This window comes from Thiobacillus denitrificans DSM 12475 (assembly GCF_000376425.1).
In the GTDB taxonomy this organism is placed as follows: domain Bacteria; phylum Pseudomonadota; class Gammaproteobacteria; order Burkholderiales; family Thiobacillaceae; genus Thiobacillus; species Thiobacillus denitrificans.
This window is the reverse complement of record NZ_AQWL01000002.1, coordinates 216,747-242,986: the sequence shown is the minus strand read 5'-3', so window position 1 is coordinate 242,986 and position 26,240 is coordinate 216,747. Positions and strand designations below refer to the sequence as shown.

Genomic DNA, 26,240 nt, shown 5'->3' with positions numbered 1-26,240 from the left:
GGCGGCACGCCACGGCAGCGGAATCCTGCGGCACCCGCTTCGCCTACAATGAAGGCGTTCAACCGTGGAGAAGTCATCATGCAAAAACCATCCCGGATCGCAGCCTCTGTCCTGCTTGCTGCGGCTATTGCCATGCTCGGCGGCTGCGCCAGCGGCACCGGCGGCAAGGATTACAGCCGCGAGCAGGCCCGCACCGTGCAGGAAGTGCAGATGGGCGTGGTGGAGTCGGTGCGCGAAGTGAATATCGAGGGCACCAAGACGCCGATTGGCGCGGGTGCCGGCGCGGTGGTCGGCGGCGTGGCGGGAAGCACGGTCGGCGGCGGCAAGGGCAGCATCATTGGCGCGACGGTCGGCGCGGTACTGGGCGGCCTGGGCGGCGCGGCCACGGAAGAGGCGGTAACCCGGCAGAAAGGCGTGGAAATCACTGTCAAGCTCGATTCCGGACGGCTGCTTGCCATCACCCAGGCGGCAGACGAGGAGTTTCGGGTCGGCGACCGCGTGCGCGTGCTGTCCGGCGGAGGAACGACGCGCGTATCGCATTGACGCACGGCCGGCGCGACAGGCTTGCCGGTCATCGTTTTGCAATCTGAACGTCACGCCGGGTTAATCGCGGCTCTCTAAGCTGGGCGCATTCCGTCAACGGGAGCGCTCAATGCTCGATGTCCGTACCAATGTTCAAGCCATCTCCGCCGGCCGCTACCACGTGTCGCTGGCAGTCGACGACAACGAAATCCGCGAAGCGCAGCGCCTGCGCTACAAGGTATTTGCCGAGGAAATGGGCGCGCGCCTGACGTCCGTCCTGCCGGGGCACGATATCGATCTGTACGATCCGTTCTGCGACCACCTGCTGGTGCGCGAACTCGCCAGCGGCGAAGTCGTCGGCACCTATCGCATCCTGCCTCCCGAAGCCGCCAAGCGCGTCGGCAGCTATTACTCCGAACAGGAATTCGACCTCACCCGGCTAAATTTCCTGCGGCCGCGCATGGCCGAGCTGGGGCGCTCGTGCGTGCACCCGGCCCATCGCAGCGGCAGCGTGATCGCCCGCTTGTGGATGGGGCTGGCCGATTACATGACGCGCTACGGTTATGAAACCATCGTCGGCTGCGCCAGCGTCGGCATGGCCGACGGCGGCCATATCGCGGCGAGCGTGCATCGCCAGCTGGCCGGGCGCCATCTCGCGCCGATCGAATGGCGCGTCACCCCGCGCACCCGTCTGCCGGTCGAATCGCTCGACGATGGCCGGAATGCCCTGCTGCCGCCGCTGATCAAGGGCTACACCCGGCTCGGCGCAATGGTCTGCGGGGAGCCGGCCTGGGATCCCGACTTCAACACCGCCGATCTGCTGATGCTGCTGCCGATGGCGCAGCTCAACCGCAGTTATGCCCGCCGCCTCATCGTTTGAGTCCTACAATGCACGGGTGAATCCTGCCCGCCTCCCTCCCTTCCTTCGCCGCCCCATCCGTATCGGCCTGCTGGGGCTGCATCTCGTCTGGGGCGTGGCGCTGGCCGGACTGGTGTTTCCGTTGCTCGGCCCGGCACAACGCGACCGCCGCATCATGGCCTGGTCACGGCGCCTGCTCCACGTGCTAGGGGTGCAGGCACGCACGACCGCCGCCCCCAGCCTGCCGGGCGGCGCGCTGCTGGTATGCAACCACGTCTCGTGGCTGGATATTTACCTGATCTACGCTGCCCAGCGGGTGCACTTCGTCTCCAAGGCCGAGGTACGCTCGTGGCCGGTGGCCGGCTGGCTGGCCCACAAGACCGGCACCCTATTCATCGAACGCGGCCGCCGCGCCGACACCGCGCGCATCAATGCCGAAATGCGCGCGCTGATGGAGGGCGGCGCCTGGGTGGCGGTATTCCCTGAAGGCACCACCGGCGATGGGCGCGGGCTGCGGCGCTTCATGCCGTCGCTGTTGCAGCCGGCGGTTGAGCTGAACTGTCCGATCGTGCCGGCCGCCCTGCGTTACCGCACGCTGGACAACGACTACAGCGCCGCGCCCGCGTATATCGACGACATCAGCATGTGGCAAAGCCTGAAACGGATTGTCAGCGAACCCGGCCTCATCGCCGAACTTCAGTTCGGCGAACCGATCCCGCCGAACGGCCACCGGCGCGAACTGGCCGCACAGGCGGAAGCGGCCACCGCCAGGCTGCTGGGCACGCCCCCCGCAATGAGCACGCCGCCAGACGCCCCGCTTACGGACGGCCGGGGCGCTGCAGTTGCGGGCACTGCACCGCAAACGCCTGGCGGTCCTCCAGCCTGACTGCGGTCAGCTTCCCGCCCCACAGGCAGCCGGTATCCAGCGCGATCAGGCCGGGCCGGTTGACCAGCCCGAGCGTCGACCAGTGGCCGAACACCAGCGTCGCCGCCATACTCTGCCGCCCCGGCACCTCGAACCACGGCAGCCAGCCGGCCGGCTGCGTGCCGGGCGCCCCCTTGTGGTGGAATTCCATCTCGCCCGCCGGTGTGCAGTAGCGCAGCCGGGTAAAGGCGTTGACGATCACCCGCAGCCGCTCGATACCTTGCAGGCCGGCATCCCACGCGGTCGGCGCGTTGCCGTACATCTGCGCGAAGAAATCGCGGTAATGCGCACCCTGCAACATGGCCTCGGCTTCCGCCGCCCGCTGCAGCGTGTCGTCCACTGTCCAGCCCGGCAGCACGCCCGCATGCACCATCAGGAAATCGCCTTCGCGCCAGGCCAGTTTGCGCTGGCGCAGCCAGTGCAGCAACTCGTCACGGTCGGGCGCCGCCAGAACCGCGTCGAGCGTGTCGCCCTTGTGCGCGCGGCCAAAGCCTTCGGCCAGCGCCAGCAGGTGCAGGTCGTGATTGCCGAGTACACAGATGGCGGCGCTTCCCAGGCTTTTGACGAAGCGCAACACCCCCAGCGAATCCGGCCCGCGGTTGACCAGATCGCCGACCAGCCACAGCCGGTCGGCTGCCGGGTCGAATTTCACTTCATCCAGCAAACGCAAAAGGGAAGCGTGACATCCCTGAGAATCGCCAATGGCATAGGTGGACATATAAAATACGCTTTGAAAATTTGTACGCTGTGTTGACCCGCATCATAGCGCTCCCGCCTGAACCTCTTGTGACGCCTGCGCCATGAAACCCCTGATCCGCCTGTTCTTCCGTACCCTGCGCCTCATCCTCACCCCCTTCATGCTATTGGGCTACTGGCTGACGCGTCCGAAGGGCGTCGTGCGTCCCGCTGCCGCGCAGCAGGAAATCGACGCGCGTACGCGCAGCCTGGCGCTGTACCACTACCCCACCTGCCCGTTCTGCCTCAAGACCCGGCGGACGATGCAGCGGCTGTCGCTCGATATCGAGCTGCGCGATGCCCAGCATGACGCAGCACACCGCGCCGCCCTGATCGCCGGCGGCGGCAAGCCGCAGGTACCCTGCCTGCTGATCACCGACGATCAGGGCAGGCAAACCTGGCTGTACGAGTCGGATGACATCAACGCCTGGCTGAACCGCGAATTCGGCACCGCACCCGCCGCATGAGCCTGCTTGCCGCACTGAATCCGCCGCAGCGCGAGGCGGCGAAATATCTCGACGGCCCCCTGCTGGTGCTGGCCGGCGCCGGCTCGGGCAAGACCCGGGTGATCACCCACAAGATCGCCTATCTCATCGGCGAATGCGGTTACAAGCCGGGCTCGATCGCCGCCATCACCTTCACCAACAAGGCCGCGCGCGAAATGGCCGAGCGCGCCGCCAAATTGACCTCGAACGTCAACACCAAGGGGCTCATCGTCACCACCTTCCACTCGATGGGCCTGAGGATGCTGCGCGAGGACGCGAAGTTCGCCGAGCTCAAGCCCGCATTCTCGATCCTCGATTCGGCCGACGCCGCCGGCATCGTGTCGGAGATCATCAAGACCACCGACAAGCAGGAAATCCGCCGCGCGGTGTCGCGCATCTCGCTGTGGAAGAACGAACTGAAGTCGCCCGCCGCCGCGCTCGCCACCGCCGAGGACGACAACGCGCGCGTCTACGCCAAGATCTACGACCGTTACGATGCGACCCTGCGCGCCTACCAGGCGGTCGACTTCGACGACCTGATCCGTCTGCCGGCCGAACTGCTCGACACCCACTTTGATCTGCGCGAGAAATGGCAGAACCGCCTGCGCCACATCCTGGTCGACGAATACCAGGACACCAACGTCGCGCAGTATCGCCTACTGCAGAAGCTCACCGGCGTGCGCGCGGCATTCACCGCGGTCGGCGACGACGACCAGGCGATCTACGGCTGGCGCGGCGCCTCGGCCGACAACCTGCGGCAACTGAACGAGGACTACCCGCACCTGCACGTGGTCAAGCTGGAGCAGAACTACCGCTCTACCATCCGCATCCTGAAGGCCGCCAACAGCCTCATCGCCAACAACCCCAAGCTCTTCGAGAAGCGCCTGTGGAGCGACCTCGGCCACGGCGACGCGATCCAGGTGATGCCGACCAAGGACGACGAGCACGAGGCCGAATCGGTGGTGATGCGCCTCTTGTCGCACAAGTTCCAGCACCGCACCGAATGGCGCGACTACGCCATCCTCTACCGCGGCAACTACCAGGCGCGCGTGTTCGAGCAGGCGCTGAGGAACGAAAAAGTTCCATACCAGCTCTCCGGCGGGCAGTCGTTCTTCGACCGCGCCGAAATCAAGGACGTCATCGCCTACCTGCGCCTGATCGCCAACAGCGACGACGACCCGGCCTTCATCCGCGCCGTCACCACGCCCAGGCGCGGCATCGGCGCGGCCACGCTGGAGAAGCTCGGCCAGGTCGCCGCCACCCTGCACGTGAGCCTGTTCGAGGCGGTGTTCTCGGCCGCCGCCGCGTCGCAGATCGGCGAGCGCCACTTGGCGCCGCTGGTCGAGTTCTGCAACTTCATCAACCGCATCGAGGAACGGGTCGCCCGCGAGCCGGCCGGCGAAGTGCTGAACGACCTGCTGAAGAGCATCGACTATGAGGTCCACCTGTTCGACCAGGACGACCAGCGCGCCGCGCAGAGCAAGTGGAACAACGTGCTCGAATTCGCCGCCTGGATCGCCAAGAAGGGCGAGGAGGACGACAAGAACCTGCTGCAGCTCACCCAGACCATCGCGCTCATCACCCTGCTCGAAGGCCGCGAGGAACAAGAACCCGACGCCGTGCGGCTGTCGACCCTGCACGCCGCCAAGGGACTCGAATTCGGCCACGTGTTCCTGGTCGGCGTCGAGGAGAACATCCTGCCGCACCGCGACGCCGTCGACGAAGGCCGCCTGGAAGAGGAACGCCGCCTGATGTACGTCGGCGTCACCCGCGCCAAGAAATCGCTCACGCTGTCCTACTGCTCGCGCCGCAAGCGCGCGCGCGAATCGGTGGCGTGCGATCCCTCGCGTTTCATCGACGAACTCGGCGACGACGTGCGGATGCCGGAGAAACCCACCACGGCAGATGCCAAGGCCAGCGGCAGCGACCGGCTGGCGGCGTTGAAGGCGATGCTGGGGTAGATTCAGTCACCGCACACATGTTTAATCGCGGTCGTTCCCCCAAATCCACTACTTAGCTGGGTGGCCGTCATCGACAACCCAGGAGCCGCTCGGCCCAGTCGAGCCTTAGGTGCGGAATTCGCAGGCCTTTGCGGTTCCTTGCTAACTGTTCGAGCGTGTCGATCATGGCCAGCGCGCCAGTCCGTATCTTCACAGCGCAGGCATCCACTACTCTTGCCGTCATCGGCTGACTACGGACGTACCACGGCCGTCAATCACGCTCGCGCCTCTCGTCCCCGCTTTCGAGGGGCCGAGGGACAGGTAGATTCCAGCCATGACGGATCGCCATCAGTCGAAGTCCGAAACAGACAACAGCTCCAGCAATCGCGGTCGGGACCATCGGCAAAGTCAGTGCATGTCCGATGACAACGAGCGCCGCGCCAGCAAGTGCCGCGAGGGCGTAGAGGTCTCTCCGAAGCACGGCGGGTGTCTGGGCGACGAGCAGGTCGCGCACAATGCCTCCTCCGATGCCGGTCAACATGCCCAGCAGTGCCGCCATCAACGGGTTCAGCCCGTACGCAAGCGCCTTCTGCGTGCCGGCGACGGCAAAGAGCGCAAGACCTGCCGCATCGAAGATCAATATCGCGGTGCGCAGGCGCACGAACAGTGACGACCAGAAAAAAACCAGCAACCCGGCGGCAAGAGCAACCGCAAGATAACGCCAGTCACGGATCGCAGCGGGCGGGACGGCGCCGATCAACAGATCGCGTGTGATCCCCCCCGCACTCGAGGCCGCGAAGGACAGGACCAGAATTCCGAAGATGTCGAGATTGCGGCGTACGCCCAACATCGCGCCACTGGTTGCGAAGACAAAGGTACCCGCCAGGTCGAAAACCAGCAGAAGTTCGTGAATCGCCTTCTGTTCGAGAACGGGGATCAGCGGCATCGGAAAACGTCCTGCGAGGGCGTTAAACGTTTGATTGGTTCTTCATTTAGCCAGCCAGGCCAACGCGCCCGCGACCATGGCTTCGATGCCTGTCTGCAGGGTTGGATGGATGACGGGGGCGAAAAAGGGGCTGTGATTGACCGGCAGGTCGTTGATCCGTCCCGCTGCCTTGGCTTTTGCATAGATGTCGGGATCGGTCCCACCGACAAACCAGTATACCGATGGTGTGTTCCATTCACTCCCGAAGCAACCGAAGTCCTCGCTCGCCGGCGCCGGCCCGGTGTGCCGGACGCGGTCGGGCGGGAAATGGCGGCGCAGGGCCTCCGCAATGCGGTCGCTCGCCTGCTTGTCGTTGACGTTGAGGGGGTAGCGATCCAGCGGAGTGATCTCCGGCGCCCGCGGCGCGCCGGAAGCCTGCGCTTCAGCGTTGACGATCCGTTCGATCGCTGCAAGCACATGCTTGCGTACCCCTTCATCGAACGTCCGGATGTTCAGCTTGATGATGGCCTCGTCCGGGATCACATTCTCCTTGGTACCCGCCTGCAACACCCCGACGGTAACCACTGCGGCGTCGGTGGCGGCCACTTCGCGGGAAACGATGGTTTGCAGTCGCAGGACGATCGCCGCGGCCATGACGATCGGATCGATGCTGGCTTGCGGCATCGAGCCATGCGCACCGCGTCCGAACAGACGAATTTGCAGACTATCGGCGGCGGAGGTGATCGGCCCGGCGCTGCCCGCGACTGTACCTGCGGGGCCGACCATGACATGCTGGCCGAGCACGACATCAGGCTTGGGAAAGCGTGTGAATAGGCCATCGTCAATCATGGCCCGTGCACCTTGCGCCGTCTCTTCGCCTGGCTGGAAAACCACCATCAGCGTGCCGCGCCAGGCCTCGCGCCGTTGCGAGAATAGCGCAGCCGCACCCATCAGCCATGCCACGTGCATGTCGTGACCGCAGGCATGCGCCACCGGCACGGAATTTCCCGCGGCATCCGTGGCCATGACGGTGCTTGCATAATCGACGCCGCTCGCCTCCCGCACGGGGAGCGCATCCATGTCGGCACGCAGCATGACCGTGGGGCCTTCCCCATTGCGCAGCAGGCCGACGACCCCCGTCTTGCCCACGTCAGCGGTCACCTCGTAACCATTGTCCCGGAGATGTTTCGCCGCAAGGCCCGCCGTGCGGTTCTCCTGCATCGACAGTTCCGGATGCGCATGGACATCCTTGTAAAGTGCTTCGAGCCCAGGCAGCAGGCTGGGAAGACTCCCAAGGAGCGTGCTTGAAGGGTCAGATAACGCCGTATTCATAAGTCGCCTCCGGCACATCATCATTTGGCACAGCATCTTTTCACCATGATAGGCGATAGTTAAACCGTCTTCCGGGTTCCATTCGTCTCAAGACAATCCAGCGGAGGTTGTTTGTGGTCGCCATCGCTGAACCAGGTGGTGCAGTGCGTCTCCACGAATTCGGCCGATGAACAGTCAGCCGAGGCGAGCAAACTGCACGACCGCTCCCAGCCAAAAGGCGCCCCAGGATCATCAGCGCGGCGCTCGTGGGCCGAAAAAAATGGGACGCCGCAGCGTCCCATTTGATTTCAGCCTCTGATTCCGGCAAGCCGGCGATCAGTTGACCTTCGGATCCAGCTCGCCTTTGTCGTAGCGCTTCTGCATTTCTTCCAGGTTGAAGACCTTCTTGATCTTGCTGGCCTGGCCGGCGGAGCCGAAGGCTTCGTAGCGGGCCTGGCAGATGCCGGACATGGCCTTGGTGCTTTCCTTGAGGAATTTGCGCGGGTCGAAGTTGGCCTTGTTCTCGGCCAGGTGCTTGCGGATGGAGCCGGTGGAGGCCATGCGCAGGTCGGTGTCGATGTTGACCTTGCGCACGCCGTTCTTGATGCCTTCGACGATTTCCTCAACCGGCACGCCGTAGGTCTGGCCCATGTCGCCGCCATAGCTGTTGATGATGGCGAGCCAGTCTTCCGGCACCGACGACGAGCCGTGCATCACGAGGTGTACGTTGGGGATGCGGGCGTGGATTTCCTTGACGCGGTCGATGCGCAGGACCTTGCCGGTGGGCTTCTGGGTGAACTTGTAGGCGCCGTGCGAGGTGCCGATGGCGATGGCGAGCGCGTCGACCTTGGTCTTGGCGACGAAGTCGGCCGCCTCGTCGGGGTCGGTCAGCAACTGGCTGTGATCCAGCGCGCCTTCGGCGCCGTGGCCGTCTTCCTCGCCAGCCATGCCGGTTTCGAGCGAGCCCAGGCAGCCCAGTTCGCCTTCGACGGAGACGCCGCAGGCGTGGGCCAGTTCGGACACCTTGCGGGTGGTCTCGACGTTGTATTCATAGGTGGAGGGCGTCTTGCCGTCGGTGCCCAGCGAGCCGTCCATCATCACCGACGAGAAGCCGGACTGGATCGAGCGGAAGCAGATGCTCGGCGACGCGCCGTGGTCCTGGTGCATGCAGACGGGGATCTGCGGATACATCTCGATCGCGGCGAGGATCATGTGGCGCAGGAAGGGTTCACCGGCGTAGGAACGGGCACCGGCGGAACCCTGCAGGATCACAGGGGAATCCACGGCGGCGGCGGCCTGCATGATGGCCTGGACCTGCTCCATGTTGTTGACGTTGAACGCGGGCAGGCCATAGCCGTTCTCGGCGGCATGGTCGAGCAGTTGACGAAGGGAAATCAGGGCCATTTACACTCTCCTAGTTTAAAAAATGGGCTTCAGAATCAGGATTTTCTGGAGTCGCCTACGCGGACGATCTTCATGGTATTGGTGCCGCCCGACTGACCAATCGGCTCGCCGATGGTCAGCAGGATCAGATCGCCTTCGCGCACGGCACCGCGTCGCCGCAACTCCTCCTCGGCTTCCGCCAGCAGCACGTCGCGATCCTTGGTGGCGGTTTTCAGATTGATCGGGTAGACGCCGCGAAAAAGAGTGACTTTTCTACGGGTTTGAACTCCGGGTGTCAAGGCATAGATCGGCACCCGGGTGGACAGACGGCTCATCCACAGGCAGGTGTTGCCGGATTCGGTGAGCGCGGCGATGGCCTTGATGTTGAGGTGCACCGAGGTGAACACCGCCGACATCGCAATCGCCTCATCCGGTCGCAAAAAGCTGTGGTCGAGACGGGCACCGGAAAAATGGGGCTCGGCTTCCTTTTCCGCTTCCAGGCAGACACGGTCCATGGCCTGGATCGCCTCGACCGGGAACTGGCCGGCAGCAGTTTCGGCCGACAGCATCACCGCGTCGGTGCCGTCGAGCACCGCGTTGGCGACGTCGGACACTTCGGCGCGGGTAGGAATCGGACTGGTGATCATCGATTCCATCATCTGGGTGGCGGTGATGACGACCTTGTTGCGTTCGATCGCCATGCGGATCATGCGTTTCTGCAGCGCGGGTACCGCAGCGTCGCCCACTTCCACGCCGAGGTCGCCGCGCGCCACCATGATGGCGTCAGAAGCCTCGAGGATCTCCTCCAGGTTTTCGATCGCTTCGGTGCGCTCGATCTTGGCGACCAGCTGGCTCTTGCCGCCTGCGGCGCGCAGCAGTTCGCGCGCCTGGCGCATGTCGGCGCCGGAACGCGGGAACGACACCGCCAGGTAATCCGCATTCAGGGCGGCGGCAGTCTTGATGTCCTCGATATCCTTTTCGGTCAGGGCAGCCGCCGACAGCCCGCCGCCCTTGCGGTTGATGCCCTTGTTGTTGGACAGCACGCCGCCCTGCACCACCTTGCAGTGGATCTCGGTGCCCCTGACTTCCTCGACCCAGAATTCGATGCGGCCGTCGTCCAGCAGCAGGGTGACGCCCCGCTTCACATCGTTCGGCAATTCCTTGTAGTCGAGGCCGACGCGGGTCTGGTCGCCCAGCGCACAGGCGGCATCGAGGATGAAGGTATCCCCCTTGGCCAGCACGATCTTGCCGTCCTTGAACTTGCCGATGCGGATTTTCGGACCCTGCAAGTCGACCAGCACACCGACCGCGCGGCCGCGCGCGCGCGCCAGCGAGCGCACCAGTTCGGCGCGGTCGATATGGTCTTGCGCCACGCCGTGGGAAAAGTTGAGGCGCACCACGTCCAGGCCGGCTTCCATCATCCGGTCCAGGGTTTTGGCATCGGAACAGGCAGGGCCGAGGGTGGCGACAATTTTGGTTCTGCGGATCATAAGTGGGCGGGCAGTGAGCGGTGAACAGCAAGCGGTACAAAAACAAAAACGGTGAGCGGGCTACGCTCACCGTTTACCGTTTGCTGGTTAACCCTGAGCGCGTTCCTCCAGGATCGCCACGGCCGGCAGGACCTTGCCTTCCAGGTATTCGAGGAAGGCGCCGCCGGCGGTCGAAATGTAGCTGACCTTGTCATAGATGTCGTACTTCTGGATCGCGGCGATGGTGTCGCCGCCGCCGGCCAGGGTGAAGGCATTGGTGTTGGCGATCGCCATGGCAATGGTCTTGGTGCCTTCGCCGAACTGGTCGAACTCGAACACGCCGACCGGGCCGTTCCACACCACGGTGCCGGCCTTCATGATGATGTCGGCGAGCTCCTGCGCGCTCTGTGGGCCGATGTCGAAAATCATGTCGTCGTCTGCAACGTCGCCAGAATCCTTCAGCACAGCGGGCTCGTTGGCATCGAATTTCTTGCCGCACACCACGTCCACGGCGATCGGGATGGTCGCACCGCGTGCGGTCATTTTCTCGATCAGCGCCTGCGCGGTCGGCACCAGGTCGTCCTCGCACAGCGACTTGCCGACGTTATGGCCGGTAGCCTTGAGGAAGGTGTTGGCGATGCCGCCGCCGACCACCAGCTGCTCGCATTTCTCGGCCAGCGCTTCCAGCACGGTCAGCTTGGTCGACACCTTGGAGCCGCCGACGATGGCGACCATCGGGCGCGCCGGGTTGGCCAGCGCCTTGTCCAGCGCGTCGAGCTCCTCGGTCAGCAGGATGCCGGCCGCCGCCACCGGGGCGAACTTGGCGATGCCGTGGGTCGAGGCCTGGGCACGGTGCGCGGTGCCGAAGGCGTCCATCACGAAGACGTCGCACAATGCGGCGTATTTCCTGGCGGTGTCGTCGACGTTCTTCTTCTCGCCCTTGTTGACGCGGCAATTTTCCAGCACCACCAGTTCGCCGTCGGCGACATCGAAGCCGCCGTCGGTCCATTCGCGGATCAGGCGGATGTTCTTGCCGAGCTTCTGCGCGATCACGTCGACCACCGGCTTCAGCGAATCCTCTTCCCTGAACTCGCCTTCGCTGGGACGGCCGAGGTGGGAGGTGACCATCACCTTGGCGCCGGCCTTGAGGCAGTGCTCGATGGTGCGCATCGACGCGGTGATGCGGGCGTCGGAGGTGACCTTGCCGTCCTTGACCGGGACGTTCAAGTCGGCGCGGATGAACACGCGCTTGCCTGCCAGATCGAGATCGGTGACACGGATGAATGCCATGGTGTGTTTCTCCTGAAAAGTAAGGTTTAAGGGTTGGCACGCGGAGCGCACCAGGCCTTAAAGCTCACTGCAGATACAAGAGGCAAGATTCAAGTTGCAAGGAAAACCCTTGAAACTTGTACCTTGCCCCTTGGTTCTTTACTTCGCGACGTGCTGCACGAAGCGCAGCATGTTGCAGGTGTAGCCGTACTCGTTGTCGTACCAGGCCACGACCTTGACGAAGGTGTCGTCCAGCGCGATGCCGGCTTCGGCGTCGAAGATCGAGGAGAAGGGATTGCCGCGGAAGTCGGTGGAAACCACTTTCTCGTCGGTGTAGCCCAGCGTCTTGCTGAGATCACCGGACTGGCTGGCCTTTTTCATCGCGGCGCAGATGTCGGCGTACTTGGCGGGCCTGTCCAGTTCGACGGTCAGGTCGACCACCGACACGTCGGAGGTCGGAACGCGGAACGCCATGCCGGTCAGCTTGCCTTTCAGTTCCGGCAGCACCACGCCGACGGCCTTGGCGGCGCCGGTCGAGGACGGGATGATGTTTTCCAGGATGCCGCGGCCGCCGCGCCAGTCCTTGGAAGACGGGCCGTCGACGGTTTTCTGGGTGGCGGTGGCGGCGTGCACGGTGCTCATGAGGCCGCGCTTGATGCCCCAGTTGTCGTTCAGCACCTTGGCCATCGGCGCCAGGCAGTTGGTGGTGCACGAAGCGGCCGAGACGATGGCCTCGCCGGCATACTTCTCGTGGTTCACGCCGTACACGAACATCGGGGTATCGTCCTTGGACGGAGCGGACTGCACCACTTTTTTCGCGCCCGCGTCGATGTGCTTCTGGCAGGTTTCCTTGGTCAGGAAGAAGCCGGTGCACTCGATCACGATGTCGGCGCCGACTTCGTTCCACTTCAGGCTGGACGGCTCACGCTCGGCCGTCAGGCGAATTTTCTTGCCGTTGACGATGAGGTTGCTGCCTTCGACCGAAATGTCGCCGTTGAAATTGCCATGCACGGAATCGTACTTCAGCATATAGGCTAGGTACTCGGGGTCGAGCAGGTCGTTGATCGCGACCACTTCGATGTCCTTGAAATCCTTGGCGATTGCGCGGAATGCCATGCGGCCGATGCGGCCAAAACCGTTGATGCCAACTTTGATTGCCATGAGTCAGTCTCCAGTGAGGTTGAAAATCTTTTCTTGTCCGCGAAGGGCGCGAAGAAACACGAAGTTTTTTTCTTCGCGCCCTTCGCGGACGCAGGTTTTTACAGAACGCCCTTCACCGCAGCCACGACCGCCTCGGTGGTGATGCCGAAGTGCTTGAACAGCGCCGGAGCCGGGGCGGATTCGCCGAAGCTGTCGATGCCGACCACCGCGCCTTCGAGACCCACGTACTTGCGCCAGAAGTCGGTGACGCCGGCCTCGACCGCGACGCGCGGCAGGCCTTTCGGCAGCACGCCGGCCTTGTAGACGGCATCCTGGCGGTCGAAGGTGTTGGTCGACGGCATCGAGACCACGCGCACCGCGATGCCTTCGGCAGCCAGCGCATCCGCAGCCTTGACGGCCAGTTCGACTTCGGAGCCGGTGGCGATGATGACGGCCTTGGCACCTGCAGCGTCCTTCAGCACATAGCCACCCTTGGCAATACTGGCCAGGGTCGCCTCGTCGCGCTGCATGAACGGCAGATTCTGACGCGACAGGATGTGGCAGGTGGGCCCGTCGCTGCGCTCGACCGAATGCACCCAGCCGACCATCGTCTCGACGGTGTCGCACGGACGCCAGACGTCGATGTTGGGGATCATGCGCAGGGTGGCGGTCTGCTCAACCGGCTGGTGGGTCGGACCGTCTTCGCCGAGGCCGATGGAGTCGTGGGTGAAAACGTGGATCACGCGCTGTTTCATCAGCGCAGCCATGCGGATGGCGTTGCGCGAGTATTCGGAGAACATCAGGAAGGTGCCGCCGAACGGCAGCAGGCCACCGTGCAGCGCCATGCCGTTCATGATCGCGGCCATGCCGAATTCACGCACGCCGTAGCTGATGTAGTTGCCGGGCTTGCCGTGACGCACCGGATGGCAGCCTTCCCAGTTGGTGAGGTTGGAGCCGGTCAGATCGGCCGAACCGCCAAGGAACTCGGGCAGCGCGGAGGCCAGCGCATTGATCGCAATCTGCGAAGCCTTGCGGGTGGCGACGGTTTCGGCCTTGGTGTTGATCGCGGCCAGTTTCTCGGCGACGTGCGCCTTCCAGTTGGCGGGCAGTTCGCCCTTCATGCGGCGCTCGAACTCGGCGCCTTCGGCCGGGTACGCCTTCTTGTACTCGGCGAATTTGTTGTTCCACAGCGTTTCCAGCCCCTGGCCCTTGGTCTTGGCGTCCCAGCCGGCGTAGATGTCGGCGGGCACTTCGAACGCGGGATGGGTCCAGCCCATGTGCTTGCGGGTCGCCTCGACTTCGTCGTGACCCAGCGCGGCGCCATGCACGTCATGGGTGCCGGCCTTGTTGGGCGAGCCCTTGCCGATGATGGTCTTGCAGCAGATCAGGGTCGGCTTGTCGCTGCTGGCCTTGGCCTTCTGGATGGCGGCTTCCAGCGCCACCACGTCATGGCCATCGACGCCGGCGATGACGTTCCAGCCGTAGGCTTCGAAGCGCTTCGCGGTGTCGTCGGTGTACCAGTGCTCGATGTGGCCGTCGATCGAGATGCCGTTATCGTCCCAGAACGCGATCAGCTTGTTGAGTTTCCAGGTGCCGGCCAGCGCGCAGGCTTCGTGCGAGATGCCTTCCATCATGCAGCCATCACCCATGAATACATAGGTGTGGTGGTCGACGATGGCGTGGTCGGGCTTGTTGAATTCGGCGGCGAGAATCTTTTCCGCCATCGCCATGCCGACGGCGTTGGTGATGCCCTGGCCGAGCGGTCCGGTGGTGGTTTCGATGCCGGGGGCGTAACCGTACTCGGGGTGGCCCGGGGTCTTGGAGTGCAGCTGACGGAACTGCTTCAGATCGTCCATCGACAGGTCGTAGCCGGTCAGGTGCAGCAATGCGTAGATCAGCATCGAGCCGTGGCCGTTCGACAGCACGAAACGGTCGCGATCCGCCCACTTGGGATTGGTCGGGTTGTGGCGCATGTGGTGGTTCCACAGCGTTTCGGCGATTTCAGCCATGCCCATGGGGGCGCCGGGGTGGCCGGATTTGGCTTTTTCGACTGCATCCATCGCAAGCGCGCGGATGGCATTGGCCAGGTCGTTACGGGTTGGCATTGCGTTCCCTTCAGCTAAGTAAAAACTGCCGCATTCCCCGCCCGGAAAAGCCGTGCAGCGACAGCTTGGGCAGAATATGCAAAAACCCTGATTATCCGTCAGCAGGGCGGGCTTTCGCAAGCCGTGCCGTAACCGGAAAAAAAGGATTCCACGACAATGGGTTAAAACGTGAAGCTTAAGTAGCAGCTCAGGGTCACACGCTAAAAATCTTTTTATTCACCCGATGAAGCCGCTTATGCGCCGGCGGCTTTCAACCAGTCGCGCCACAGCTCGAACAGTTCCGGGCTGGCCGAAGCCACCACCGATCGCTCCCACACGTTGGCGATGTCGAAGCTGCCTGACAGGCTGGCCAGCCGTCCGCCCGCCTCTTCAAGGATCAGTGCGCCGGCGGCGTAATCCCACAGCTTCTGGCCGCCGTGGACATAGATATCGAAACGCCCGGCTGCGGTGTAGCACCAGTCCAGAGTGGAGGCGCCGAAATTACGCTGCGAGGCATACGGCGGCCACGCCGCGAGTCGGCCGGCCAGCCCGCGGTCGATGCGCTTCATTTCGACTCCGGCGAGCGCGCGCCGCAGTTCGGTGGCAGGAGTACGCAAAGGCAGCGGGATGCCGTTCAAATGCGCGCCGCGTCCGCGTTCGGCGGTGAACATCTCGTCGGCGACCGGATCGTACACCACGCCGAGCTGACGCTCGCCCTTGTAGAGATAGGCCACCGACACGGCAAAATAGGGCACCCCGGCGACGAAGTTGGAAGTGCCGTCGATCGGGTCGACGCACCACAAGCCGTCGCGACCAGCTTCCCAGGCATCGCGCTGCTGTTGCTCGGTCATTTCCTCGCCCAGCACCGGCACGTCCTTGATATGCGGCAGCGCCGCTTCCAGCGCGGCCTGCGTTGCCGCATCGGCTTCGGTGAAGAGGCTGCCGTCAGGCTTATGGCTGTGCGCCACCTTGAGGAAGCGCGGCGTGACCTCGCACTGCGCAACCCGCCTTACCAAGGCCTGGACCTGGTCAAGCACAATCAGGTGCGCAGGCAATAACAGTAGACAAATTCCTGCTCCTGCCCAGCCGGGGTGTGGTGGATTTCGGTTTCGTGCCCGAGCAGCCGGAAAGGCATGCCGAATTCGGCATGCAGCACATCGGGGGCGTAGCGCATCACGTCGAGCCCCGAGCACTGCAACGGCCCGCCGGGGCCGAAAGTGGCAATGATGACATGTCCGCCGGGTTTCACGCTCTTCAAGACCTGCGCGACATAACGTGCGCGATCGGCCGGATCGGTCAGAAAATGGAAGACCGCGCGATCGTGCCAGACGTCGTAGTGCGCAGCCGGCAATTCGGCCTGGGTGATGTCGCCGGCAATCCATTGCACTGACTGCGCGCGCGCGCCGAGCCGTGCGCGACTGGCGGCCAGCGCCGATTCGGCCAGATCGAGCACGCTCAGATGACGGTAGCCGGCGTCGAGCAGGTCGTCCGCCAGCACCGAAGTGCCGCCACCCACATCGATGATCCGGGCATCCCGGTCCGCACAGCCCGTGATCAGGCGCAACGATGAAGCGGCATGCGTCTGGAACCAGCTGACCTGGTCCGCTGCCTTGCTGTTGTAAACGGTTTCCCAATGCTGACGACGATCGGCCATGTCATTCTCCCTTCCACTTGATCGAGCAACCCATGCTGGGAACCTGCCCGGCGGGACCGCGCCCGGTGGCGGCGATTTCCTTCATCGCCTCGAACAGATCGCGACGCACGCCCTCGGGGGCCGTTTCCTTGCGCGATTCATCGAAGCGCCCGCGGTACTGCAATTCGAAATCGCGGTTGAAGCCGAAAAAATCCGGCGTGCACACCGCCCCGTAAGCTTTCGCCACCTGCTGTGTCTCGTCGATCACATAGGGAAAGGGGAAATTGAATTCCGCTGCTACCTGTTGCATGTTGTCGAAGGAGTCCTCGGCATATTCGGTCGGGTCGTTCGACATGATGGCGATGGCATGGATGCCGTGCTGCCTGAGCTCGGCCAGGTCGCGCACCAGCCGCGGACGGATTGCCTTCACATAGGGGCAGTGGTTGCAGATGAACATCACCAGCACGCCGTTCGGCCCCATCGCATCAGCCAGCGTCCACACTTTTCCGTCGACGCCGGACAAGCTGAAGCCAGGCGCTTTCCAGCCAAAATCGCACACGGGGGTGGTGAGGGAAACCATGGGGCTCTCCGCAAGATCGCTCGACAATCCCGGCATAATACCAATATGTCCGCCCCGCGTTTCCATCTCGACCAGCCGCTTGCCCCGGGTGCCCGTTTCAGCCTGCCGCCGGGCCCCGCACGCCATGCCGCGCGGGCACTGCGGCTGGCGGCCGGCGATGCTGTCACCCTGTTCAATGGACAGGGTGGCGAATACGCCGCCCGCATCGAACGCATTCAGAAGGACGAAGTCGCGGTCAGCGTCACCGGCTTTGCCGCCATCGAGCGCGAATCGCGCCTGCGCGTGATGCTGGCGCAGGGCATTTCGAGCGGCGAGCGTATGGACTACACGCTGCAGAAAGCGGTGGAACTGGGCGTGACGGCAATCCAGCCGATCGCGGCCAGGCGCAGCGTGGTCAAGCTGGCGGCCGATCGGGCCGGCAAACGCGTCACGCACTGGCAGGGTGTGGTAGCGAGCGCCTGCGAACAGTGCGGACGCAACCGGGTTCCGGCGGTGGCCGCGCCACTGGCGCTGGCCAACTGGCTCGGCCAGCGCACAGACGGGCGCCTGCTGTTTTTATCGCCGCTGGCCGAGGCGCGGCTGGCCGACCTGCCGCCGCCGACGGCGCAAGACTGCCTGGTCGCCGGCCCCGAAGGCGGGTTCGAAACCGACGAGATCACCGCTCTCCTGGCAGCCGGAGCCGTCGCCGTCCGCCTGGGGCCGCGCGTGCTGCGCACCGAGACTGCCGCGCTGGCCGCACTGGCCGCGATGCAGACGCTATGGGGCGATTTTTAGGCACGCATCAGGCATAACCGGGCGTCTAATCCGGTTATGCCTGGCGGAGGTATCGTTCATGGGCGCAGATACGTATAGCCCTGCTTCTGGCGCTGCATGATTTCCACCACGCCCGAGGCAACATAGCCCACCTTGGCATGCATATCCTCCTTGTCGAGCTTCTGATTGCGCATGGTGTTCTGACACGCCATCACCGACACCCCGGAATCGACCGTCTCGCCAATGCGGTTGGCCACTTCGGATTCGGCTTTCAGCATGTTGATGCCGGGGCCAAACGCCACGATTTCGAGTTCGACGTTGTCCTTGCCCATGTCCTTCTGGATATTCCTGGCGTTGTTGAGCGCCAGATTCCAGGTGGCTGGGTCGTTTTCGCTGACCTGGATCACCATTTTCGACTTGTCGGCGGCCAGCGTAGCGGCGGGCAGCGCCAGTGCCCCCAGCAGCAAAGCCCCGCCCAGCAGAGCGCCCAGCGTATTCAAGCGTTTCATGTGTTGATCTCCATTGAAATATTGGTTGCAGTGCGGATGTGCGCCCCGCTTTGCTTATGACGTAAAGATTGACCGATTTATTCCGTTTATTTCTGTGGATATCACGGCCCATGCGCCGCATGGAGGTTTTCTGTATCCTTCGCGCTAATCAACCCCGTTCAGGCCAATCCGTTGAAAGACACCGCCGATTTCGTCCACTGGTTTCGTTCTGCCGCCCCCTATATTCACGGTTTTCGCGGCAAAACCTTCGTCATCGCCTTTGGCGGCGAACTGGTGGCAGACGGCGGCTTCGTGCAACTGGCGCATGACGTCAACCTGCTGAACAGCCTGGGCGTGCGGCTGGTGCTGATCCACGGCGTGCGGCCGCAGGTGGAAGCACGGCTGACCGAGAACGGTACGGCAATCCGTTATGTGAACGGGCTGCGCGTGACCGACGACGCCGCACTGGCCTGCGTCAAGGAGGCCGCCGGCACGGTGCGGGTGGAGATCGAGGCGCTGCTGTCGCTGGGACTGGCCAATACGCCGATGGCGGGCGCCGACATCCGGGTGGCCTCGGGCAATTTCGTCACCGCGCAGCCGCTGGGCGTGCGCGACGGCGTCGACCTGCTGCACACCGGCGAAGTGCGCAAGATCGATGCTGCCGCGATCCGGCGTCGCCTCGACCAGCACGATATCGTGCTGCTCTCCCCCATCGGCTATTCGCCGACCGGCGAAATCTTCAACCTCAGCCTGGAAGACGTGGCCACGCAAGCCGCCATCGAACTGGCTGCGGACAAGCTGATCTTTCTGATAGACACCGAAGGGGTGCCGCAGGAAGATCCCGCCGCACAAAGCCCGAAGGGCCCCGCAAAACCGCATCTGCCCGATACGGAACGGACGATCCACAACGTCCTCACCGTGAACGAGGCACGCCAGGTGCTGGGAAATGCGCACGAACTGCCGGAAGACATCACCTACTACCTGCCCTGCGCCATCACTGCCTGCACCCAGGGCGTCAAGCGGGCACATTTCATCAGCCACCACCGCGACGGCGCCCTGCTGTCCGAACTATTCACCCGCGACGGCGTAGGTACGCTGATCACACCGGCGCCGCTGGAAACCCTGCGCGCTGCCACCATCGACGACGTCGGCGGCATTCTCGGCCTGCTCGAGCCGCTGGAACGCGAAGGTATCCTGGTACGGCGCTCGCGCGAACTGCTGGAAATGGAAATCGAACGCTTCCTGGTGCTCGAATCCGACGGCATCATCGCCGGTTGCGCGGCGCTCTATCCCTTCCCCGAAGAGCAGGCCGCCGAACTGGCCTGCCTGGCTGTATCCAGGGAATTCCGCGGGCGCGGATTTGGCGACCGGCTGCTGGCAGAAGCCGAGAAACATGGTAAAAGAGCGGGGTTCGAGCGGCTCTTTGTCCTGACCACCCGCACTGAGCACTGGTTCGAGGAACGCGGCTTCATCGACAGCAGCCCCGACCATCTGCCCAAGCGCAAGCAAGCGCTATACAACTACAAGCGAAGATCCAAGGTTCTGCAAAAAACCTTGTAGATCTTTGCAGAGAAGTAAGGAGGAGTCTTGCGACTGTTCACCCCGCGCCCGGGAGGGTCCTGGCGCGCCTTTCCTGCACCGATCCATGGCGCCAGCTCAAAGCGGGCGCGCGGCATGCGGCCCGGCGGTTTCAGTGAATTCCGTGCCTGGCTCTTTACCCTGCTGCTGGCCGCTGCCGGCCACGCCGCCGCCAGCGCGGATCGGCCGCTGATATTCGGCGTCTTCCCCAACATGACAGCGAAGCAGACGGTCGAAATTTACCGTCCGCTCGCCAATGCGCTGGAGCGACACCTGCAGCGCAGCATCGTCGTGTACAGCGCGCGCGACTTCAAAACCTTCGTCGAACGCACCCGTCAGGGTGAATACGACCTGCTGCTGACGGCACCACACCTGGCCTGGCTGGCGCGCCAGGACGCCGGCTACCGGCCGCTGCTGAAATACGTCCGCCCCACGTATGGCCTGCTCGTGGTCAAACAGGCTTCGGGGTTCCAGGCGCCGGATGAACTGCGCGGCCGCACCATCGCTACCGCCGACACCATTGCCGTGGCCGTATTGGCGATACAGGCAGAAATGGCCGCCAGCGGGCTTCTGCACGGCACCGATTACCGCAGCGTGGATGCGGGCACCCACTTCAATGCCGCGATGCAGGTGATCAATGGACGCGCCGACGCCGCCATGCTGGGCATGCATCCTTATTTGCTGCTGCCGTCCGAGGTGCGCCAGCAATTGCGCGTACTCGCCAAAACCCCGCCGCTCTCGAGCCTGATGTACTTGACCCACCCGCGCCTGCGCGACCGCGAAGCAACGGTCATACACAAGGCATTGCTCGATTTCGCCGCCACCCCCGAAGGCGCCGCCTTCATGCAGCACGGCGGCTACGGCGGCTTCGCTGCCGTGGATGGCAGCGAATTGCGCGCTTTCCACCCCTATGCCCTGCGGGCGCAGGAAATATTGCGGACAACCCGATGAAGGCATGGTTCGGGCGACTCTCGCTGCGTTACAAGCTCACCCTCGCCGCGCTCGGGGTGGAAGCCGCGATGCTGGCCTTTCTGATCGTCAATGGCGTCCAGTTCACCCGTCAGGAGCTGCAGCAGCAGGCCGAGTACCGCGTGCGGGAAGCGGGGGAAACGCTGGCCGTGGCCCTGTTTGCCCCCTTGTTGCACCAGGATGACGCCAGCGTGCGCGACGTCATCGAAACCTTGCAGCACGACAATGGCCTGAAAATGATCGCGGTACGCGACAACGACAAACGCATCGTGCACCAGGTTGGAACCGACGGTGCCGAAGCCGATTTCCGGCTGCTGCAGCCGGTCGAGTTTTCCGGCCAGCGCTACGGTGAAGTCGCCCTGGTTTTATCGAGCGACTTCATTCACGAGGCGCGTAGCCGCTACGTGCGGCAAAGCCTTTTCATTGCCGTTGCGGCCTTGCTGCTGACCGGCATCCTGCTGGCCTTGTCGACCGGCGGCGTGGTGCGCCGCTTCGAGGCGCTGACCCGTGCCAGCAAACGCATGGCGCAAGGCGATCTCGACGTCAGACTGGCTGGCGAAGGGGAAGATGAAATCGGCCAGCTGATCGGCACGTTCAACCGCATGGCCGAATCAGTCCGCTTCAATATCGACCGTGCACGCGAAAATGAAGCCCGCTTTCATGCGATTGCCGATTACACCCACGACCTGGAATTCTGGCTGTCGCCCGAAGGCAGGCTGCTATGGGTCAATCCGTCGGTCGAGCGCATGATCGGCTACAGCGTCGGCGAATGCATGGGACAACAGATGGATTTCCCGGCCGACGTCATCCATCCGGAAGACCGTGCTGCAGCCGAATTCCAGTTACGCCAGGCCTTGCGCGGCACCTCCGGCCAAGGCTACGTACTACGGGTATGTCGCAAGGATGGCGGCCATTTCTGGGCGGTGGTGAACTGGCAGCCGATTCACGATTACAACGGCGTTTACCAGGGCATCCGCGCCAGCATCCACAGCATCGACGACCTCAAGGCGACCGAGGCCAATCTGCGCCAGGCCATCCATGAGCTGCGGATGGCCGAAAGCCTGCAGGGCAAGTATCTGGAGGAAACCGAACAGGAACGCGCGCGCCTGGTTTCGCTGTTGTCGGCGATGAATCTCGGCATTCTGTTCGTCGCCGCCGACAACCGCGTGATCTATCACAACCCCGCGTTCAGCCGCATGTGGATGATCGAGGAAGAGGTCGCCCTGATCGGCCTGCCGGTACACGAAGTGCTGGCCAAATCCACCTCGGAACTGGCGCGCCCCGATCATTTTTCGCGTCACCTGCTGTCGGTGCTGGAAACGCGCGAACTGTCCGACAGTTATGAAATCCAGATGACCGACGGCCGCGTCATCACCGAGCTCGACTACCCGGTGCGCGACCGCGAAGGCCGCTTCATCGGCCACCTGTGGATTTACGAGGACATCACCCGCGAACGCCAGACCGCCGAACAGCTGGTGTATCTGGCCGAACGCGACGCCCTCACCGGGCTGTACAACCGTCACCGCTTCCAGCAGGAGCTGGCGCGCACCATGCTGGAAAGCGACCGCCACCATATGCAGTGCGCGGTGATGTTTTTCGACCTCGACGAATTCAAGACCATCAACGACAGCTATGGCCACCGTGCCGGGGATGCGCTGCTGATCCGGGTGGCCGGCGAAATCGGCGCCCTGGTGCGGCGCAATGAAGTTCTGGCGCGGCTGGGCGGCGACGAATTCGCCATCCTGATCCCCGCGGTGGAAGGCAACGAGGCCGAGGTGCTGGCCGAGCGCGTGGTGCGCGCGGTGTCGCAGATTCCGTTCCGTTTCGACGGGCAGAACCTGCGGCTTACCACCAGCCTCGGCATTGCCTACTATCCCGGGCACGCCACCGATGCCGACGACCTGGTTGCCCGGGCCGATATCGCCATGTATCAGGCCAAGGATGCCGGCAAGAATACCTGGCGCGTATTTCGCGCCGACCGCGAGGCCGACAGCGAAATGCGCAACCGCCTGTCGTGGGGCGAACGTATCAGCAATGCGCTCGACAAGGGCCTGTTCCAGCTGCATTTCCAGGGCGTCTACCGGACGGATGACGGCACGTTGTCGCACCTGGAGGCGCTGATTCGCATGATCGACGAGCGCAATCCCAGTCAGCTCATCATGCCGATGCATTTCATCCAGCTGGCCGAAAAAAGCGGCCGCATCCTCGACATCGACCGCTGGGTGATCCACAAGGTGCTGCGCATGTTGTCGCAAGACCCGGCCATTCCTGCCATCGCAATCAATCTGTCGGGACGTTCGCTGTCCGAGCCCGGCCTGCCGCAATACATCGGCAACGAGCTACGGCTGACCGGCGTCAACCCCGCCCGCCTGATCATCGAAATCACCGAAACCGCCGCGGTTTCCGACCTCCACGATGCCCAGCGCATGATCGAGGCAATGCGCCAGTTCGGCTGCGGCGTCAGCCTCGACGACTTCGGCGTCGGTTTCGCCTCCTTCGCCTATCTCAAGCATCTGCATGTCGATACCATCAAGATCGACGGCATTTTCATCCGCGACCTGCCCGGCGACCCCGACAACCAGGTGTTCGTGCAAGCCATGGTCAGCGTCGCCCTCGGCCTCGGCAAGTCGGTGGTGGCGGAATACGTCGAGGACAGCCAGACGCTCGCCCTGCTGCGCAGATTCGGGGTCGACCTGGTGCAGGGCTATCACCTCGACCGGCCGGTCGCCGATCACCCGGCGTTGCGTAGCAAAGCCTAGAGCACGCTGCGGGCAGGGGCGCCTGTGGCCTCCTGCACAGGGTGTTAAAATGCCGCGTTTTTCCCGCATTTCAGGACACCTCCGTGCTTACCGCCTCCAGCATCACCCTGCAATTTGCCGCCAAACCCCTGTTCGAGAACGTCAACGTCAAGTTCGGCGACGGCAACCGCTACGGCCTGATCGGCGCCAACGGCTGCGGCAAGTCGACCTTCATGAAAATACTGGCTGGCGAGCTGGAGCCGAGCGCCGGCAACGTCTCGCTCGACCCCGGCGAGCGCATGGCCTGGTTACGCCAGGACCAGTTCGGCTACGAGGAGCAGCGCGTGCTCGACGTGGTGCTGCAGGGCCATGCCGAAATGTGGAAGGTGATGCAGGAAAAGGACGCCATCTACATGAACCCGGAGGCGAGCGAGGAAGACTACCTGCACGCCGCCGAACTGGAAGCCCGGTTCGGCGAGATGGGGGGCTACGACGCCGAGGCCCGCGCCGGTCAATTATTGCTTGGCGTCGGCATCCCCACCGAACAGCACAACGGCCCCATGAGCCAGATCGCGCCCGGCTTCAAGCTGCGCGTGCTGCTGACGCAGGCGCTGTTCTCCGATCCCGACATCCTGCTGCTCGACGAACCGACCAACAACCTCGACATCAACACCATCCGCTGGCTTGAAAACGTGCTGAACGAGAGCAACGCCACCATCATCGTCATCTCGCACGACCGCCACTTCCTCAACCAGGTCTGCACCCACATGGCCGACCTCGACTACGGCACCATCAAGGTCTATCCCGGCAACTACGACGACTACATGCTGGCCTCGACCCAGGCCAAGGAACGCCAGGCCAGCGCCAACGCCAAGGCCAAGGACAAGGTGGCCGAGCTGCAGGAATTCGTGCGCCGCTTCTCGGCCAACAAGTCGAAGGCGCGCCAGGCCACCAGCCGCATGAAGATGATCGACAAGATCAAGATCGAGGATTTCAAGCCGTCGTCACGCCAGAACCCGTACATCCGCTTCGAGCCGGAGAAGGCGCTGCACCGCCGCGCGCTCGAAGTCGAGAATCTCAAGTTCGGCTACGACGGCTCGCCGCTCTTCACCAATCTCGGCTTCTCGCTGGAAGCCGGCGAAAAGATGGCCGTCATCGGCGGCAACGGCGTCGGAAAATCAACCCTGATGAAGCTGCTGATGGGCGAACTGACGCCGCAATTCGGCGAGGTGCGCTGGAGCGAAAACGCCAACGTCGGCTACTTCTCGCAGGACCATGTCGCCGACTTCGACATGGACAAGAACCTCACCGACTGGATGCACCAGTGGACCCAGCCGGGCGACGACGAGCAGGTGCTGCGCGGCATTCTCGGGCGCCTCTTGTTCTCCGGCGACGACGTCAAGAAATCGGTGCGCGTGCTGTCCGGCGGCGAAAAAGGGCGCATGCTCTACGGCAAGCTGATGCTCGGCCGCCACAACGTGCTGGTGATGGACGAGCCGACCAACCACATGGACATGGAATCGATCGAGTCGCTCAACCTCGCGCTCGACCTGTTCAAGGGCACGCTGATCTTCGTCTCGCACGATCGCCAGTTCGTCAGCAGTCTGGCCACGCGCGTCCTCGAAATCACCCCCGAGGGCGTCGAGTTCTACATGGGCAACTACGACGAATACCTGCATTCGAAGGGCCTCGAGTGAGCGAAATCGTCATCATCGGCCTCGGCCAGCTCGGCCGCGTGTTCGCCGGCGGCCTGCTGCGTACCGGCCACACCGTGGTGCCGGTCAACCGCGGCGACGACATGGCCAGCGTCGCGCAGGCGCATCCCGATCCGGCGCTGGTGCTGGTCGCGGTTGCCGAGAACGACCTGCATGCCGTGCTGGCGGCGCTACCCGAAGTCTGGAGGCCGCGCGTCGCGCTGATCCAGAACGAACTCTTGCCGCGTGACTGGCAGGCGCACGGCTACAGCGAGCCCACGGTGATCTCGGTGTGGTTCGAGAAGAAGAAGGGCATCGACGCCAGGCCGCTGATCGCGTCTCCCGTCGCCGGTCCCGGCGCCGCCTTGCTGTGCCGTGCGTTGACTTCGATCGGATTGCCGTGCCGCGAAGTCGCGTTGGGCGATGAACTGCTGTTCGAACTGGTCCGCAAGAACGTCTACATTCTCACCACCAACCTCGCCGGACTGAAAACAGGCGGCAGCGTGGGACCGCTGTGGGCGCAGCACCAAACCTTCACGCGCCGGGTGGCGAACGAGGTGATGGACATCCAGGACGCGCTCACCGGCGCGCAACACGATCGCGACGCGCTGATCGCCGGCATGCTCGAAGCATTCGACGGCGATCCCGATCACGGCTGCACCGGGCGCTCGGCGCCGGCGCGGCTGGCGCGCGCAATCGGGCACGCGGATGAGTTCGGGTTGGACGTGCCCGTCCTGCGGGCGTTGGCAGGCTGAGCGCG

Annotated in this window: 23 protein-coding genes; 11 read left to right on the top strand and 12 right to left on the bottom strand. The window is 63.8% G+C overall.

The window, feature by feature from the left end:
* Positions 1-78: 78 nt before the first annotated feature.
* From B059_RS0103515 to B059_RS18570, 3 genes are all read left to right on the top strand, one after another.
* Positions 79-543, top strand: a complete 465-nt coding sequence (locus B059_RS0103515; RefSeq protein ID WP_051068479.1) for an outer membrane lipoprotein — start codon at positions 79-81, stop codon at positions 541-543.
* Between the two features lie 109 nt (positions 544-652).
* Positions 653-1,402: a GNAT family N-acetyltransferase gene (locus B059_RS0103510; protein ID WP_018076859.1), complete on the top strand. Its 750-nt coding sequence runs from the start codon at positions 653-655 to the stop codon at positions 1,400-1,402.
* Between the two features lie 16 nt (positions 1,403-1,418).
* Positions 1,419-2,267, top strand: a complete 849-nt coding sequence (locus B059_RS18570; protein WP_157273595.1) for a lysophospholipid acyltransferase family protein — start codon at positions 1,419-1,421, stop codon at positions 2,265-2,267.
* Here the strand turns inward: B059_RS18570 and B059_RS0103500 are convergent.
* The gene (locus tag B059_RS0103500) at positions 2,200-3,024 is read right to left on the bottom strand and encodes a symmetrical bis(5'-nucleosyl)-tetraphosphatase (RefSeq protein WP_018076857.1); all 825 of its coding nucleotides are present in this window, start codon (positions 3,022-3,024) and stop codon (positions 2,200-2,202) included. The two genes, B059_RS18570 and B059_RS0103500, sit on opposite strands and share 68 nt — an antisense overlap.
* 82 nt (positions 3,025-3,106) lie before the next feature.
* On the opposite strand from B059_RS0103500, the gene B059_RS0103495 reads away from it, so the two are divergent.
* Both B059_RS0103495 and B059_RS0103490 read left to right on the top strand, forming a co-directional pair.
* Positions 3,107-3,508: a glutaredoxin family protein gene (locus B059_RS0103495; RefSeq protein WP_018076856.1), complete on the top strand. Its 402-nt coding sequence runs from the start codon at positions 3,107-3,109 to the stop codon at positions 3,506-3,508.
* Positions 3,505-5,487 (top strand): UvrD-helicase domain-containing protein, encoded by a 1,983-nt coding sequence (locus tag B059_RS0103490; protein ID WP_018076855.1) that lies wholly within the window; start codon positions 3,505-3,507, stop codon positions 5,485-5,487. The genes B059_RS0103495 and B059_RS0103490 overlap by 4 nt, the downstream gene beginning before the upstream one ends.
* A 250-nt stretch (positions 5,488-5,737) precedes the next feature.
* On the opposite strand, the gene B059_RS0103485 is transcribed toward B059_RS0103490, so the two are convergent.
* The 10 genes from B059_RS0103485 to B059_RS0103440 form a co-directional block, all read right to left on the bottom strand.
* Positions 5,738-6,412, bottom strand: coding sequence for a trimeric intracellular cation channel family protein (locus B059_RS0103485; RefSeq protein ID WP_018076854.1), 675 nt, complete (start codon positions 6,410-6,412; stop codon positions 5,738-5,740).
* 42 nt (positions 6,413-6,454) lie between these two features.
* The gene (locus tag B059_RS0103480) at positions 6,455-7,723 is read right to left on the bottom strand and encodes a M20 family metallopeptidase (protein ID WP_026177281.1); all 1,269 of its coding nucleotides are present in this window, start codon (positions 7,721-7,723) and stop codon (positions 6,455-6,457) included.
* Positions 7,724-8,038: 315 nt separating this feature from the next.
* On the bottom strand, positions 8,039-9,106 hold the full coding sequence (gene fba, locus B059_RS0103475; RefSeq protein WP_018076852.1) for a class II fructose-bisphosphate aldolase: 1,068 nt from the start codon (positions 9,104-9,106) through the stop codon (positions 8,039-8,041).
* A 35-nt stretch (positions 9,107-9,141) separates the two neighbouring features.
* On the bottom strand, positions 9,142-10,575 hold the full coding sequence (gene pyk, locus B059_RS0103470; RefSeq protein WP_018076851.1) for a pyruvate kinase: 1,434 nt from the start codon (positions 10,573-10,575) through the stop codon (positions 9,142-9,144).
* An 87-nt stretch (positions 10,576-10,662) separates the two neighbouring features.
* Positions 10,663-11,844, bottom strand: coding sequence for a phosphoglycerate kinase (locus B059_RS0103465; protein WP_018076850.1), 1,182 nt, complete (start codon positions 11,842-11,844; stop codon positions 10,663-10,665).
* Positions 11,845-11,982: 138 nt separating this feature from the next.
* Complete coding sequence (gene gap / locus B059_RS0103460; protein WP_018076849.1) at positions 11,983-12,984, bottom strand: type I glyceraldehyde-3-phosphate dehydrogenase; 1,002 nt, start codon at positions 12,982-12,984, stop codon at positions 11,983-11,985.
* A gap of 98 nt (positions 12,985-13,082) precedes the next feature.
* Complete coding sequence (gene tkt, locus B059_RS0103455; RefSeq protein WP_018076848.1) at positions 13,083-15,068, bottom strand: transketolase; 1,986 nt, start codon at positions 15,066-15,068, stop codon at positions 13,083-13,085.
* 233 nt (positions 15,069-15,301) lie between these two features.
* The gene (locus B059_RS0103450) at positions 15,302-16,108 is read right to left on the bottom strand and encodes an inositol monophosphatase family protein (protein ID WP_419184831.1); all 807 of its coding nucleotides are present in this window, start codon (positions 16,106-16,108) and stop codon (positions 15,302-15,304) included.
* Complete coding sequence (locus B059_RS0103445) at positions 16,087-16,701, bottom strand: class I SAM-dependent methyltransferase (protein WP_018076846.1); 615 nt, start codon at positions 16,699-16,701, stop codon at positions 16,087-16,089. The genes B059_RS0103450 and B059_RS0103445 overlap by 22 nt, the downstream gene beginning before the upstream one ends.
* Before the next feature lies 1 nt (position 16,702).
* Positions 16,703-17,260 carry a thioredoxin family protein gene (locus B059_RS0103440; RefSeq protein WP_018076845.1) on the bottom strand — a complete coding sequence of 186 codons (558 nt, stop codon included), beginning with the start codon at positions 17,258-17,260 and terminating at the stop codon, positions 16,703-16,705.
* A 45-nt stretch (positions 17,261-17,305) separates the two neighbouring features.
* On the opposite strand from B059_RS0103440, the gene B059_RS0103435 reads away from it, so the two are divergent.
* Complete coding sequence (locus B059_RS0103435) at positions 17,306-18,034, top strand: 16S rRNA (uracil(1498)-N(3))-methyltransferase (RefSeq protein ID WP_018076844.1); 729 nt, start codon at positions 17,306-17,308, stop codon at positions 18,032-18,034.
* A gap of 56 nt (positions 18,035-18,090) precedes the next feature.
* Here B059_RS0103435 and B059_RS0103430 read toward each other — a convergent pair whose 3' ends face one another.
* Positions 18,091-18,522, bottom strand: coding sequence for a DsrE family protein (locus tag B059_RS0103430; protein ID WP_018076843.1), 432 nt, complete (start codon positions 18,520-18,522; stop codon positions 18,091-18,093).
* Between the two features lie 171 nt (positions 18,523-18,693).
* Between B059_RS0103430 and argA the strand changes: the two genes are divergently transcribed.
* The 5 genes from argA to B059_RS0103405 all read left to right on the top strand — a co-directional run bounded on the left by argA (position 18,694) and on the right by B059_RS0103405 (position 26,235).
* Positions 18,694-20,061 carry an amino-acid N-acetyltransferase gene (argA, locus tag B059_RS0103425; protein ID WP_018076842.1) on the top strand — a complete coding sequence of 456 codons (1,368 nt, stop codon included), beginning with the start codon at positions 18,694-18,696 and terminating at the stop codon, positions 20,059-20,061.
* Between the two features lie 27 nt (positions 20,062-20,088).
* The gene (locus B059_RS0103420) at positions 20,089-21,030 is read left to right on the top strand and encodes a phosphate/phosphite/phosphonate ABC transporter substrate-binding protein (protein WP_245538722.1); all 942 of its coding nucleotides are present in this window, start codon (positions 20,089-20,091) and stop codon (positions 21,028-21,030) included.
* Positions 21,027-23,807: a bifunctional diguanylate cyclase/phosphodiesterase gene (locus B059_RS0103415; RefSeq protein ID WP_018076840.1), complete on the top strand. Its 2,781-nt coding sequence runs from the start codon at positions 21,027-21,029 to the stop codon at positions 23,805-23,807. The genes B059_RS0103420 and B059_RS0103415 overlap by 4 nt, the downstream gene beginning before the upstream one ends.
* 83 nt (positions 23,808-23,890) lie before the next feature.
* A complete protein-coding gene (locus tag B059_RS0103410; protein ID WP_018076839.1) occupies positions 23,891-25,483 on the top strand; it encodes an ABC-F family ATPase in 1,593 nt (530 codons plus the stop codon).
* A complete protein-coding gene (locus B059_RS0103405; RefSeq protein WP_018076838.1) occupies positions 25,480-26,235 on the top strand; it encodes a Rossmann-fold NAD(P)-binding domain-containing protein in 756 nt (251 codons plus the stop codon). Before B059_RS0103410 ends, B059_RS0103405 begins: the two co-directional genes overlap by 4 nt.
* Positions 26,236-26,240 lie beyond the last annotated feature (5 nt).